We start from the raw sequence: 13,330 nt of genomic DNA, 5'->3' as shown, positions 1-13,330 counted from the left end.
CTTTTCTGGGCACAAAAAAAACCCGCCGAGGCGGGTTTTTTCTGAAGCGCGTCACATCAAGCGAGTTCAGCGAAGCACTCTTCGATGATGGCCAGGCCTTTGTCCAGCAGGGCGTCTTCAGCAGTCAGCGGTACCAGGATACGCAGGACGTTGCCGTAGGTGCCGCAGGACAGCAGGATCAGACCCTTGTCGCGTGCCTTGGCAACAACCTGGCCAACAGCAGCAGCGTCCGGGGTGTGAGTGCCTTTCTCGAAGACTTCGACAGCAATCATCGAGCCCAGACCACGGACGTCGCCGATGATCGGGAACTTCTTCTGGATTTCGCGCAGGCCAGTGGTCAGGCGCTCACCCACAGCCTTGCTGCGGTCCAGCAGTTTCTCTTCTTCGAACACTTCGATCACGGCCAGGGCCGCGGCGCAAGCGATCGGCGAACCGGCGTAGGTGCCGCCCAGGCCGCCTGGCGCGATGGCGTCCATGTACTCGGCCTTGCCGCACACACCGGCCAGCGGGAAGCCGCCAGCGATGGACTTGGCGAAGGTGGTCAGGTCAGGCGCAACGCCCATCTGTTCCATGGCGAAGAAGGTACCAGTACGGCCAGCGCCGGTCTGTACTTCGTCGGCGATCAGCAGGATACCGTGCTTGTCGCACAGTTCGCGCAGGCGCTTCATCAGCTCTTTCGGCGCTGGCAGGAAGCCGCCTTCGCCTTGTACTGGCTCGAGGATGATCGCGGCGATGTCGCGTGGCTCGGCATCGTTCTTGAAGATGCGCTCGACCGAGGCGATGGCGTCGTCAACGCTGATACCGTGCAGTTCGCTCGGGAACAGGGCGCGGAAGATGCCGCCTGGCATCAGGCCCATGCCAGCGGAGTACGGCACGACCTTGCCGGTCAGGCCCAGGGTCATCATGGTACGGCCGTGGTAGCCGCCGGTGAAGGCGATGACACCAGCGCGGCCAGTGGCAGCACGGGCGATTTTTACGGCGTTTTCAACGGCTTCGGAGCCGGTGGTGACCAGCAGGGTCTTCTTGTCGAAGTCGCCTGGTACCAGCTTGTTGATCTTTTCGCACAGCTCTACGTAGGGTTCGTAGGCCAGCACCTGGAAGCAGGTGTGGCTGACTTTGGTCAGCTGATCTTGCACGGCTGCAACCACTTTCGGGTGCAGGTGGCCGGTGTTCAGTACTGCGATGCCGCCGGCGAAGTCGATCAGTTCGCGGCCTTCAACGTCGATCACGGTCGAGTTCTTCGCGGTGTCGACGAAGATCGGGTGAATTTGACCGACGCCACGTGGGACGGCAGCTACACGACGTTGCATCAAGGATTCGTTGGTCTTGCTCATAATGCCCTCATTGCGCCGACAGGAATGGCGCTTTTATTCGGGGGTGGCTGGGAGTGCTCGCGAACAGTATTCGTTGATCGACTGCCGCAAACGCCCTGGCCACCAGGTACTGCGATGTAAAAAAGGCCAGCGAGACGTCGCTCTCGCGCCCCGCTGGCAGAGGTAAAGCCTTTACCGTGCTATCAGACGCTGATGCACAGGTATTTGATTTCGAGGTAGTCCTCGATACCGTACTTGGAACCTTCGCGGCCCAGGCCCGAAGCCTTGATGCCGCCGAATGGCGCGACTTCGTTGGAGATCAGGCCGGTGTTGATACCCACCATGCCGTATTCCAGGGCTTCGGCAACACGGAACACACGGCTCATGTCGCGGGCGTAGAAGTACGAAGCCAGGCCGAACTCGGTGTCGTTGGACATGGCGATGACTTCGGCTTCGTCTTTGAAGCGGAACAGCGGCGCCAGTGGGCCGAAGGTCTCTTCCTTGGCGACGGCAGCGGTCTTCGGTACGTCAACCAGGATGGTCGGCTCGAAGAAGTTGCCTTCGATGATCTTGCCACCGGACAGCACCTTGGCGCCTTTGCCAACGGCGTCTTCGATGTGCTCCTGAACCTTGGCGACAGCTTTACCGTCGATCAGCGGGCCAGTGGTGGTGCCTTCTTCCAGGCCGTTACCGATCTTCAGCTTGGCGACAGCGGCGGCCAGCTTCTGGGCGAACGCGTCGTAGACGCCGTCCTGCACGTAGATACGGTTGGCGCAGACGCAGGTCTGGCCGTTGTTACGGTACTTGGAAATGATCGCGCCCTCGACCGCCTTGTCCAGGTCGGCGTCGTCGAACACGATGAACGGGGCGTTGCCACCCAGCTCCAGGGAAACCTTCTTGATGTCCTTGGCGCATTCTTCCATCAGCTGGCGACCGATTTCGGTCGAGCCGGTGAAGGACAGCTTGCGTACCAGGGAGTTACCGGTCAGCTCGCCACCCACTTCGCCAGCGCTACCGGTGACGACGCTCAGCACGCCAGCCGGGATACCGGCACGGTGCGCCAGCTCGACCAGAGCCAGTGCCGAGTATGGGGTTTGCGAGGCAGGCTTGAGCACCATGGTGCAGCCAGCGGCCAGGGCCGGGCCGGCTTTACGGGTGATCATGGCGGCCGGGAAGTTCCACGGGGTGATGGCCGCGGTAACGCCGATTGGCTGCTTGATGACGATCAGACGCTTGTCTGGCTGGTGGCCAGGGATGGTGTCACCGTAGACGCGCTTGGCTTCTTCGGCAAACCACTCGATGAACGAGGCGGCGTAGGCGATTTCGCCCTTGGCTTCGGCCAGTGGCTTGCCTTGTTCGGTGGTCATCAGGCGAGCCAGGTCGTCCTGGTTCTCGATCATCAGTTCGAACCAGCGACGCAGCTTGGCCGAACGCTCTTTGGCGGTCAGGGCACGCCAGGCCGGCAGGGCCTTGTCGGCGGCTTCGATGGCGCGGCGGGTTTCCGCGGTGCCCATCTTCGGCACGGTACCGATGACTTCACCGGTGGCCGGGTTGGTCACCTTGATGGTCTGGCCGTTGTCCGCATCCAGCCACTCACCATTGATGTAGGCTTGCTGGCGGAACAACTGAGCGTCTTTGAGCTGCATGTCGGCTTCCCGAATTGTTGATTGTTGAAAAGCGCCCAAGGCAGGGCATCGAGCGTTTGAAATCTCAAACGAATGCTAAGCGGCTGCTGGGGTGTTGGACAATAGGCTGTTCGAAAAAAAGAACGAATGGTTGAACACCCTATCCGAAATTGCCCGCAAAATGGCCGGTACAGGGTAGACCAACGCGCTGAAGAAAATGTGAAGGGAGGACCGACGGCCCTCCCGGCAGGGATGAATCAGAAGGCCTTGGCCAGGTCGATCACCAGTGCCCGGTAGCCGACACTGCCCGGCTGACGGCTGTGCACCTTCAACTCCACCAGCACCTCCTGGGTCCCACGCCGCACTTCGTTGAGCACGGTCGTGGTCAACTTGTCCGGCGTCAGGAAGTTTACCGATGCCGAGTAGATGAACTGGGTATCGGTCTCCGGCCGGTAAGCCACCACCGAAGTGACCGGGCTGTACCACTCGTCACCGCGCTCCTTGCCGTACTCCCACACCTGCTCGACCGTGCCCTTGGTCTCGTCGATGCGGTATTCCACTGCCCGGCTGTAGTTGCCGCTCAGCTTGGTCGGTGCAAAGTCACGGCCCCAGCCGTTGTCGAACACGGTCAGCGTACCCTTGCCGGTCAGCCAGGCCGTGTGCTGGGTCCACGACCAGTCGAAACCTTCGCTTTCGACCGGTTTCAGTACCTTCTCACGCAGATGCCGCGGCCAGCCTTGGGGCGAGGCAAGGATCCATTTCACCTGCTTGTCGCGGCCGATCTTCGCCACGCCCTGGTGCCGTGCTGAAACGATGATGCTGTCGTCATCGGCGTCGTAGTCGATGGCATTGACGTGCGCCCAGTTGCGCCCGGTGCCCACGCCGGGGGTGTCACCAAAGGGCAAATCACCTTCGGCCAGTTCATTTGCCAGCCGCTCGTCTTGCTTCTGCACCCCTTCCGGCAACTGAATGGCGGCCTTGCCCAAGGTTTCCAGCAAGTCGCCTCGATACGGATCGAGGATCTGGTTGAGGTCCCAGAAGTCCAGCACATCCCCGGCCTCGTTAACCTCGATGATGTGGTCACGGATCGAACGTACGCGCTTACCGTCCGGGCGGCGATAGTCGCTGGTACCCACCCGCAGCAGGTAAGTACCGTTGGTGGTCTCGCGGATTTCATGGGAGAAATCGGCGAACTTGTCGGGCAGCGTGCGCTGCCAGATACGCCGCCCCAGCAGGTCGTACTTGGAATAGGTCTGGCCCTGGCCCCAGATCAGCTTGCCATCGCGGGTCTGCTGGAAACCCATGGTGCCGCCCAGGCCATCGCGGCGGTTGGAATCGTGGATCTGCTCGATGTCCAGATACCAGCGCACATCGCCGTTGCTGTCGGCGATCCAGTTGTTGCCCACCTGGTCCCACTCCGCCGCACCGCCCAGGGCGTTCCACTTGAAGGCACGGCCACCCGGGATGTCACCCTGCAAGTGGTTGAAGAGGTAAAGGCGCTTTTCGAAACCCGACGCCACCTTGATCGGCTCCACTTCCGGCAACGCGGCGGTCTGCTTCGCCACCACCGGCAGGCGCACGGCCGGGGCGTAGATCTGGTACTGCTGGCGAATGCGCTCGCCGTCCAGCTTGTAGGTCACTTCCACCTGGTTGACGTGGTCCGGGTACAGGCCAAACACCGGGATGCCGCCGTAGGTCCACAATGAGCGATCAGACACGTCATAGACGATGTCCACCCCGCGCTCGCCGCGCCCCAGCACGCGCACATGCGCGTCACTCAGGCTGCGCCCACCGTCGCGGATAATCGCGGTCAGCGGTGCCAGCCGGTAGGGGTTGACCACCACGTCACCGAGCAGCGTTTCGTCGCGTTCCGGCACTTTCGCGGTCAGGCAGGCGCCCTCAGGCAATGCAGGGGTTTCAGTCTTGGCATTCATGGCAAAGCTCCTTGTGCTCAGAAGTCGTAACGGGCAGTTGCGCCGAAGGTGCGCGGGGTGCCGAGTACACCGGCATAGCCACCGTTGGCGGAGTTCCACAGGCTGGTGAAATAGGTTTTGTCGCCGGCGTTTTTCACCCACAGCGACAGGTCGACCACGCCGTCGCCCTGGTCCAGGCGCACACCGGCTGAAAGGTTGACCAGCGCGTAGCTGGGGATCTGGCCGAAATCGGAATCGTCGATGGTGCCCACCGCCTTCGAGCGGAAGGCATAGCTGGCAGTGACGTAGGGTTCTACGTGCTCGGTGGCCTGCCATTTGTATTGGGTGTTGAGGTTGGCGATGTACTTGGAGGCACCGACCACCTGGTGGCCGGACAGGTCGCAGGTGGCGGTGGCATTGGCCAGGCTCACCTCAGGTGGGCACGGGGCGTCCTTGTACTCGGTGTAGCGCACATCGTTCCACGAGCCGTTGAAGTTGACGGTAAGCCCGCGGATCGGCAGCGCCGTGGCCTCGAACTCCAGCCCGCGCGACCGCACGCGGCCGGCGTTGGCCAGGTATTGCACGCGGTTGATCTGGTCGTAGACGTTGGCCTGGTAGCCATGTACTTCGGCCCAGAACAGGTTGCTGTTAAGTTGCAGCCGACCGTCGAACAGGGTGCTTTTCAAACCCAGTTCGGCGTTGTTGACCCGCTCGGTGCCCACCAGCAGCGAATCGGTACCCAACCGTGGCGCAGCACCGACGGTAAGGTTGACGCCGCCCGACTTCTCGCCGTGGGTCAGGGTGGCGTAGCCCAGCAACTGCTCGTTGAAGCGGTAGCTCAGGCCCAGCAGGCCGGAGGGGCTGAAGCTGTACTGGTTGAGGTCACCCGAGTCGTAGGCCCCTATCCGGGCCTGCCGCGCCGCTGCAGCAGCACCCGTTACAGCCGCACCGCCGCTTGGTGCATCGCGGGTTACCCAAGCGCTCTTCTCCTCATAGGTACCGCGAATGCCGACAGTGAAATCCAGACGATCGGTGACATGCCAGGTGCCTTGGGCGAACAGCGCGTAGCTGTCGGTGTCGATGTGGCCGTTGCCGATGGTATCGACATTGTTCAAGGCACCGGCGGGGGTCAGGTTCCAGACATCCGCCTGCGGCCCGTAATAAGTGAAGGACTTGTTGTCCAGGTCCTGCTTGAAGTAGTACGCCCCCAGCACATAGTCGAAGGCGCCACCGGTGGGCGAAGCCAGGCGGATTTCCTGCGAGTACTGCTTGTCGCGCACCGATACCCCGGCGCTGTAGAACACCGGCACGTTCAGGCCATCGTCGTTGCGCGGGGTGAAGTCCCACCAGCGGTAGGCGGTGATCGAAGTCAGGGTGAAATCGTTGGGCAACGTCCAGTTGGCCTCCACCGAGGTGCCGCCCTGGAACACCGTTACTTGCTGGTCGGCGTCGAAATTGACCTTGCGGTCCTTGCCCGACACCAGTGTCGCGCCCGCCTGGGCGGCCAGGCTTTCGTAGCGGTTGACGCCATTGATGGTGGGGCCGGTGCTGAACAGGCTGAGGATGCCGTTGTTGGAGTCTTCTTCGTTGTACTCGCCGATCCAGCGCAGGTTGAAGGTGTCGCTGGGCTTGAACAGCAACTGCGTACGAAAGCCCTGGCGCTTGCCTCCGTTGAGGTCGTCGCCGTTGTGGATGTTCTTCACATAGCCATCATCTTCGGTGCGGTAGGCACTGATACGCCCGGCCAAGGTCTCGCTGATCGGCCCCGAGAAGCTGCCTTGCGTTTGCAGGTAGCCGTCTTCGCCAATCGACTGCTGGATGCTGCCCTCGCGGTGGAAGGTGGGCTTGCGCGTGGTGATGTTCAGCACCCCGGCGGTGGTGTTCTTGCCGAACAGCGTGCCCTGCGGGCCGCGCAGCACCTCCAGTTGCTCCACGTCCAGCAGGTCGAACACCGCCATGCCGGGGCGACCGAGGTAGACGTTATCCAGATAGATGCCGACGCTGCCCTCCAAACCATCGCTGGCCGGGTTGTTGCCCAGGCCGCGAATCGAGATGCTCGACTGGCGAGCATGCACATAGGCGACGTTGGTGTTGGGCACCAGCTGTTGCAGATCCTGCACGCGGTAGATGCGCTGGGTTTCCAGGGTCTCGCTGTCGAGCACGCTGATCGGCGTGGGCACGCTCTGCGCGGTTTCTTCGCGACGGCGGGCATTGACCGTGACAGTGCCAAGCTTGGCTTCCTGCTCCACCGCCGGGCTGGCGCTGACCGGTTCTTCGGCGAAGCTGCCAGAAGACGCCGCCAGCAGCACGCCAGCGGCCAAGGGTTGCAAGGTAAAACGCGACGCGCGCGCAGGCCAACGGGAAAGTCCGGACATGCAAATGCTCCTTGAGGCATGGGCCCTGGCGAGCATTTCCGTTGGCGGAACCGAATCGCGGTCAGTCGGGCTTATATTCTTTTAAGTGATATAAATATTTGTAATTCATATTTAGTGGAATAAGTAACACCCTTTATAAGGGGACTCACCCTTGTCAGCAATTGCATTTGACCGAAGGTTTTAATGTAGAAAATGCATATCGATCTGCGTCAGTTGCGCCACTACATCGCCCTTGTCGAGCACCGCAGTTTCGTGGCCGCTGCGGCTGCCGTGAACCTGTCACAATCGGCGTTCAGCCGCAGCATCCAGACCTTGGAGCACAACATTGGCTGCCGCCTGGTGGACCGCGCCAGCAAGGAGCTGGCGCCCACCCGCCAAGGCTTGTTGGTGCTGGAGCATTCGCGGCGGCTGGTGCATGGGGCGCACAACCTGGTCAACGAAATCCACCAGTTCAACGGCGCCACTACGGGCGTGGTGCGCTTCGGCTCCGGTCCGGCGCCGGCCGGGGGGTTGGTGCCACGGGCGGTTGCGCGCTTCGTGGCCGAGTACCCGGCGGCGCGCACCTGCTTCCAGGTGGACAACTGGCAGGCGCTGAACCGCAAGCTGGTTGCCGAAGAGATCGAGTTCTTTGTTGCCGACACCCGCCAGTTCGAGTCGGACCCGGATTACCAGGTGCACAAGCTGGCCCCGCAACGCTGGCATTTCTGCTGCCGCGCCGGGCACCCGCTGACCGAACAGGAGAGCGTGCAGGCACGTGACCTGTTCGACTACCCGCTGGCCACGACCTTCAGGCCGCCGAATATCCGCAAAATCCTCAGCGACCTGAGCGGACGGCAGGACTTCCTGCCATCGGTAGAGTGCGAGCATGGCTATGCGCTGCTGAATGTAGTGATGCATTCGGACACCATCGGCATTGCCTGCAATGCCAATTTGCGGCCGTATGAGATGGAACGGGGACTGGTGGCGTTGAAGCTGGCGGACCTGACGCCGGAACAGGAGCAGACGTTCTATACCCGCTATGGTGTGGTGAGCCGGGTGGGTTATGGCTTGTCGCCGTTGGCGCAAGGGTTGGTCAGGCAGTTGATAGCCTGTGATACCGAGGTGTAGCTGGCGGCGGCTTCGCCCCCGTTTCGCGGCACGAGGCCGCTCCTACAAGGGTATGCGATCGCCTGCAGGAGCGGCCTTGTGTCGCGAAAGAGCCGCAAAGCGGCCCCGGCGATATCAGCCTTTACGCGTAGTGCGGCTGAGTTGCCCATCCACCCCGACCGGCACCTCACCCGCCAACGTCACCCGGCGCACTACCCGTGGCTGAGTGCCATAGTCATCCACCGCATAGTGCTGCGTCGCCCGGTTATCCCAGATCGCCACATCCCCCGCCTGCCAGCGCCAGCGCACGGTGTTCTCCAGGCGCGTCACATGCCCCTGCAACACCGCAAACAGGTGCTGCGAATCCGCCAGCGAATAGCCCTTGATGCGCTTCACGAAATGCCCCAGCTGCAGCGCCCGCTCGCCACTGATCGGGTGCACGCGCACCACCGGGTGCTCGGTCTCGTAAACGGTCGATGTGAATACCTTGCGATAGCGCTCCAGCTTGGCCGGGTCCACATCTGGCTTGATGCTGGCATAGTCGTATTCGTTGCTGTGCACCGCCCACAGCTTGTCGGCCAGCTCACGCAGCGGCTCGGGCAGTTCCTGATAGGCCGCAGCCGTGTTGGCCCACACGGTATCGCCACCCGAAGCCGGGGCCACCACGCTGCGCAGGATCGAGGCCTTGGGGTAGGCGTCGACGAAGGTCACGTCAGTGTGCCAGGAGTTTGCCCGCTGGCCTTCGGCGCCATCGAGTTGCAGCAGGTAGCTGGTGCCGTCCACCACCGGCACGGTGGGGTGGGCGACCGGCTCGCCAAGCAGCTTGGCAAAGGCTTCCTGGCTCTGGTCATCCAGGTGGGTCTGGCCACGGAAGAAGATCACCTTGTGCTTCACCAGCGCCGCCTGAATGGCGTCCAGGGTGGCGGCATCGAGGTCGCCAGACAGTTGCACACCGCGGATTTCGGCGCCGATACGGCCGGCAACCGGGTGAATGTCGAGTTCGAGGGTTTGTGGCGCGGTGGCCAGGGCGGCATTGCTCATGGTCGTGGTCCTTAGCGGTTGTTGTCGGGTTGTTCGGGTTCAGCGGGCAGCCTGCACGGCCTGTTCCTGTTTCAGTGCGGCATCGAGAAAGCGTGGTTCGATCCAGTCGGCTACCTGGAAGCCACGGCGAATCAGGCGTTCCTTGACTGCCAGGTCGACGCCCTGCTGCAGTTGGCCAACGAAGTCAGCATCCAGGCGGGGATCGAAGTAGTGGGCGAGGTCTTCCTTGGCCAGGTCATCGCTGAGGATGCTGCGTGGCCAGTTGGCGTTGTTGGCCACCAGGTTGATGTAGGCGTCACGGTTATGTTCGTCTCGCAACCAGGTACTGGCCTGCTCCTGGGCGTTGACCAGGCGCTGGACCAGTTCGGGGTACTTGCGGATGAAGTCACCAGTGCCCAACAGCACTGCCTGGGTGCTACCGGCGCCTTCGAGGTCCCGCGAGTTGACCGGCAGCTCGACCAGCCCGCGTTCACGCAGCGACAGCAGGTTGGACAGGCCCCAGGTGGCGTCGATCTGCTTGGCTGCCAGCGCAGCATTGGCGGCGTTGAAGTCCAGGTTGATCACCTTCAGCTCACGCTCGGTCAGCCCTTGGCTGGCCAGGGCGCTGGCGAACGACAGCTGGTTGGCTGTACCGCGGAACACCGCTACGCGCTTGCCCTTGAGGTCGTGCAGGGTCTTGATGCCAGAGCCAGGCACCACGCCCAGGTAGCTCTTGACCCCCCGCACGCCCGCCGTCAGCACGCGGGTATCCAGGCCATTGGCCTTGCCGACGATCGCAGCCAGGTCACCCAGGTAGGCAAAGTCGGCCTGGCCGTTGGCCAGCGCCTCGTTCACCACAGGGCCGGCCCCCTTGAAGAAGTGCCAGTCGATGCGGATGCCATCCTTGGCGAATTCCTTCTCCAGCAACTGCTGGTCACGCAATACATCGACTACACCGCCTGCGCTGGGCTTGCTGCCGGCGCTGAGGTCGGGTACGGCGATGCGGATGGTTTCAGGCTTGGCTGGTTCGGTCGCATGGGCGCTGAGGGTGATGGCCAGCCCAAGGGCTGTAATCAGGTGGCGCAACGGGGTTTTCATGGCAAGGCTCCTTGGCAGGCTGCCACCGGCGATGGCCGGCGCTTTGGCCAGAAGCTAGGCAGGTCTGGTTAGAACCTACAAAGATCAAAACTTCATTTTTTAGTAACTGGAAGGCATAAATCAGGCGGCATGCGGGCCTGCGACAGGCTTGCGAAAAGTGCATGGAAAATATGAGGAAAACGCAACGGCGGGGGGCTTCCGTATGCAGGAAGCGCATGCTGTTATCTCTTGAAAGTCATATTTGGAAATTTTTTATTCCATTAATGAATAACATAACAACGTTTTGAGAGATGGCCTATGAATGGAGTTCTGAGCAAGGGTCGGGGGTGGGTTCGAGGGCCGCTGCGCGGCCCATTCGCTGCGCAAGGCCGCTCCTACAAAGGCCTTGCGTACTTAGTGCCTGCGGCGATTGCCGTGTTGTGGGTGGTGGCCAGCCGGCAGCACTGGATGAGCGAGCAGATTCTGCCGGCGCCAGCGCTGGTGTGGCAGAGCGCGGTGGAGTTTGGCTCCGGCGAGCTTTGGGGGCACCTGTGGATAAGCTTGCAACGGTTGTTCTGGGGGCTGGCGGTAGGTATCGGCAGCGGCTTGCTGCTGGGCGTATGGCTGGGCGCTTCGCAGCGGGCACAGACACTGGTGCTGCCAACCTTCGTAGCACTGGCACAGATTCCTACGTTGGCCTGGATTCCGTTGTTCATGCTGTTCTTCGGCATCGGCGAGTTGTTGAAGCTCGTGGTGCTGGTAAAGGCCGTGGTCGTTCCCGTCACCTTGCACACGCTGGTAGGTGTACGCGATGCCCAGCCCAAACTGCGTGAAGCCGCGTTGGCCCTGCGCCTGCCCCGGCACTTGCTGTTTCTGCGCCTGCTGTTGCCGGCTGCCCTGCCCGCGTTTCTCACCGGCGTGCGCTTGGCCCTGGCCACTGGTTGGACCTCGCTGCTGGCGGTCGAGTTGCTCGCCTCCAGCGAAGGGATCGGCTACCTGATGGTGTGGGGTCGGCAGCTGTTCATGCTCGACCTTGTGCTGCTGTGCATCCTGGTGATCGGCCTGGTCGGTGCCGTGCTGGAGCGCGGCTTCTCTATCCTGGAAAAGCACGTGCTGTTCTGGCCACAACCGGCCACCGGCGAACAGCAGCGCGGGCCAGTGCCACGGGGCTGGCAAAGCCTGCTGTTGCCACTGGCACTGCTGGCAGTGTGGCAAGCCAGCAGCAGCTTTGGCTGGGTTGACCCGAACATTCTCACCTCACCACTTGAGGTACTGCGCACGCTGCTGGTCGGTTTGGCCGATGGGTCGCTGCCGCAGGCCTTGCTGCTGAGCCTGGAACGCACCCTCACCGGCCTGCTGCTGGGGGGTGGCGCCGGCCTGCTGACCGGGTTGCTGCTAGGGCTTTCAAACCACGCAGAACGCCTTTTCGGGCCAAGCCTTTCGGCCTTGCGCCAGGTGGCGCTGTTCGCCTGGGTGCCGCTGCTCACCGCCTGGTTCGGCCTGGGTGAAGGGGCCAAGCACGTTTTCGTAGGCCTGGCCGCGTTCTTCCCGTTGCTGATCGCTACTCAGCGGGGTATCGCCAGCCTCTCGCCACAGCTGGGCGAAGCCGCCCGCACGCTGCGCCTGAACCTGTGGCAACGCTTGCGTCTGCTGGTACTGCCCGGTGCGGCCCCGGCGATTTTCGCCGGGCTGCGCCTGTCGCTGATCTACGCCTGGCTGGGCACCATCGGCGCCGAATACTTCATGCCTTCGGACGGCGGCATCGCCAGCCTGATGATCGGCGCCCAGCAACTGTTCCGCATGGACCAGGTAATGGCCGCCATGGTCCTGATCGGCCTGGTCGGCGCCCTGCTCGGCAACCTTGGACAACGCCTCGAATCGCGCGCCACGCGCTGGAGAACCGCATGAACGCCTTCAACACCTCACACCTGCACGCGGCCAACCAGCCCGACACCACCCCGCCCCTGGTCAGCTTCGAAGGGGTCGGCAAGGTGTTCACCGTGGACGGCCAACCGTTCGAGGCCATCCGCAACTTCAACCTGTCGATCAACGAAGGCGAGTTCATCGCCATTGTCGGCGCATCCGGTTGTGGCAAGTCCACCTTGCTGCGCTTGCTGGTGGGCCTGGACACCGACTACAGCGGCAGCATCCGCGTCGACGGGCACACCGTCAGCGGCATCGGTGGCGAGCGCGGCATCGTGTTCCAAGAGCACCGCCTGTTCCCTTGGCTGACGGTGGAACAGAACATCGCCTTGGGCCTGGTGAACGAGCAACTGACCCAGGGGGAGCGTGCCCGCCGTGTGCATGAGTTCGTGTTGCTGGTGGGGCTGGCCGGCTTCGAGACCGCGTACCCGCACCAGCTTTCCGGCGGCATGGCCCAACGCGTGGCGATTGCCCGTGGGTTGGTGGCCAGCCCACGGATTCTGCTGCTGGACGAGCCGTTCGGTGCACTCGATGCGCTGACCCGCCAGCAACTGCAGGACGAGCTGCTGGCCATTCGCGAGCGTGCAGGTATCACCACCTTGCTGGTGACCCACGATGCCGAAGAGGCGACGTACCTGGCGGATCGGGTGGTGGTGCTGGAGCCACGGCCGGGCAGGATCAAGTCGGTGGTCGAGATCGACCTGCCGCACCCACGGTTGCGCAGCGGTGTAGCGCTGCATGGGTTGCGCGAAAAAGTGCTGCACCAGATCACCGGGGATGGCGGCTACCTGCCAGCGCCGGCGCGACGGGTGGAAGGGCTGCGGCCGGAGCTGATTGCTCTGTGAATGACCGGCGACAATTTCAGGGCAGACACTGGCCCTGTAGGAGCAGCCTTGTGCTGCGAAGAGGCCATTGCAGCTGAAGATGATCTTTAGCCTTACCGGCCTCTTCGCAGCACAAGGCTGCTCCTACAGGGGGATGCAGTAGCCTGAGGGATC

General features: G+C 62.7%; 9 protein-coding genes. 3 read left to right on the top strand and 6 right to left on the bottom strand.

The features are described from left to right. Window positions 1-56: 56 nt before the first annotated feature. The 4 genes from gabT to FHW75_RS21295 form a co-directional block, all read right to left on the bottom strand. Window positions 57-1,334: a 4-aminobutyrate--2-oxoglutarate transaminase gene (gabT, locus tag FHW75_RS21310; RefSeq protein WP_019096490.1), complete on the bottom strand. Its 1,278-nt coding sequence runs from the start codon at window positions 1,332-1,334 to the stop codon at window positions 57-59. Between the two features lie 182 nt (window positions 1,335-1,516). Beyond that, window positions 1,517-2,959: an NADP-dependent succinate-semialdehyde dehydrogenase gene (gabD, locus tag FHW75_RS21305; protein ID WP_015268576.1), complete on the bottom strand. Its 1,443-nt coding sequence runs from the start codon at window positions 2,957-2,959 to the stop codon at window positions 1,517-1,519. Between the two features lie 236 nt (window positions 2,960-3,195). Beyond that, window positions 3,196-4,872 (bottom strand): aryl-sulfate sulfotransferase, encoded by a 1,677-nt coding sequence (locus FHW75_RS21300; RefSeq protein ID WP_027610178.1) that lies wholly within the window; start codon window positions 4,870-4,872, stop codon window positions 3,196-3,198. Window positions 4,873-4,889: 17 nt separating this feature from the next. Then, entirely contained in the window at window positions 4,890-7,226 is a 2,337-nt protein-coding gene (locus FHW75_RS21295) for a TonB-dependent receptor (RefSeq protein WP_183674503.1), read from the bottom strand. A 192-nt stretch (window positions 7,227-7,418) separates the two neighbouring features. Here FHW75_RS21295 and FHW75_RS21290 point away from each other — a divergent pair, with 192 nt between their 5' ends. Further along, window positions 7,419-8,333, top strand: a complete 915-nt coding sequence (locus tag FHW75_RS21290) for a LysR family transcriptional regulator (RefSeq protein ID WP_183674500.1) — start codon at window positions 7,419-7,421, stop codon at window positions 8,331-8,333. Between the two features lie 114 nt (window positions 8,334-8,447). On the opposite strand, the gene FHW75_RS21285 is transcribed toward FHW75_RS21290, so the two are convergent. Both FHW75_RS21285 and FHW75_RS21280 read right to left on the bottom strand, forming a co-directional pair. Then, entirely contained in the window at window positions 8,448-9,353 is a 906-nt protein-coding gene (locus FHW75_RS21285; RefSeq protein ID WP_025754984.1) for a TauD/TfdA family dioxygenase, read from the bottom strand. 39 nt (window positions 9,354-9,392) lie between these two features. Further along, window positions 9,393-10,430, bottom strand: coding sequence for an ABC transporter substrate-binding protein (locus FHW75_RS21280; protein WP_159265794.1), 1,038 nt, complete (start codon window positions 10,428-10,430; stop codon window positions 9,393-9,395). 297 nt (window positions 10,431-10,727) lie between these two features. On the opposite strand from FHW75_RS21280, the gene FHW75_RS21275 reads away from it, so the two are divergent. Next, complete coding sequence (locus tag FHW75_RS21275) at window positions 10,728-12,317, top strand: ABC transporter permease (protein ID WP_025754986.1); 1,590 nt, start codon at window positions 10,728-10,730, stop codon at window positions 12,315-12,317. Next, the gene (locus FHW75_RS21270; RefSeq protein ID WP_050587803.1) at window positions 12,314-13,177 is read left to right on the top strand and encodes an ABC transporter ATP-binding protein; all 864 of its coding nucleotides are present in this window, start codon (window positions 12,314-12,316) and stop codon (window positions 13,175-13,177) included. Before FHW75_RS21275 ends, FHW75_RS21270 begins: the two co-directional genes overlap by 4 nt. The last annotated feature ends 153 nt before the right edge of the window (window positions 13,178-13,330 follow it).

The sequence above is a fragment of the Pseudomonas sp. OG7 genome, from assembly GCF_014192825.1.
Classification (GTDB): domain Bacteria; phylum Pseudomonadota; class Gammaproteobacteria; order Pseudomonadales; family Pseudomonadaceae; genus Aquipseudomonas; species Aquipseudomonas monteilii.
The sequence above is the reverse complement of the archived record's forward strand: the minus strand, read 5'-3'. Positions and strand labels throughout refer to the sequence as shown.

Excerpts from the sequence above, each read along its gene's own strand:
- FHW75_RS21290 (WP_183674500.1), top strand. The coding sequence starts at position 7,419 with ATGCATATCGATCTGCGTCAGTTGCGCCACTACATCGCCCTTGTCGAG.
- FHW75_RS21270 (WP_050587803.1), top strand. The coding sequence starts at position 12,314 with ATGAACGCCTTCAACACCTCACACCTGCACGCGGCCAACCAGCCCGAC.
- gabD (WP_015268576.1), bottom strand. The coding sequence starts at position 2,959 with ATGCAGCTCAAAGACGCTCAGTTGTTCCGCCAGCAAGCCTACATCAAT.
- FHW75_RS21300 (WP_027610178.1), bottom strand. The coding sequence starts at position 4,872 with ATGAATGCCAAGACTGAAACCCCTGCATTGCCTGAGGGCGCCTGCCTG.
- FHW75_RS21275 (WP_025754986.1), top strand. The coding sequence starts at position 10,728 with ATGAATGGAGTTCTGAGCAAGGGTCGGGGGTGGGTTCGAGGGCCGCTG.
- gabT (WP_019096490.1), bottom strand. The coding sequence starts at position 1,334 with ATGAGCAAGACCAACGAATCCTTGATGCAACGTCGTGTAGCTGCCGTC.
- FHW75_RS21285 (WP_025754984.1), bottom strand. The coding sequence starts at position 9,353 with ATGAGCAATGCCGCCCTGGCCACCGCGCCACAAACCCTCGAACTCGAC.
- FHW75_RS21295 (WP_183674503.1), bottom strand. The coding sequence starts at position 7,226 with ATGTCCGGACTTTCCCGTTGGCCTGCGCGCGCGTCGCGTTTTACCTTG.
- FHW75_RS21280 (WP_159265794.1), bottom strand. The coding sequence starts at position 10,430 with ATGAAAACCCCGTTGCGCCACCTGATTACAGCCCTTGGGCTGGCCATC.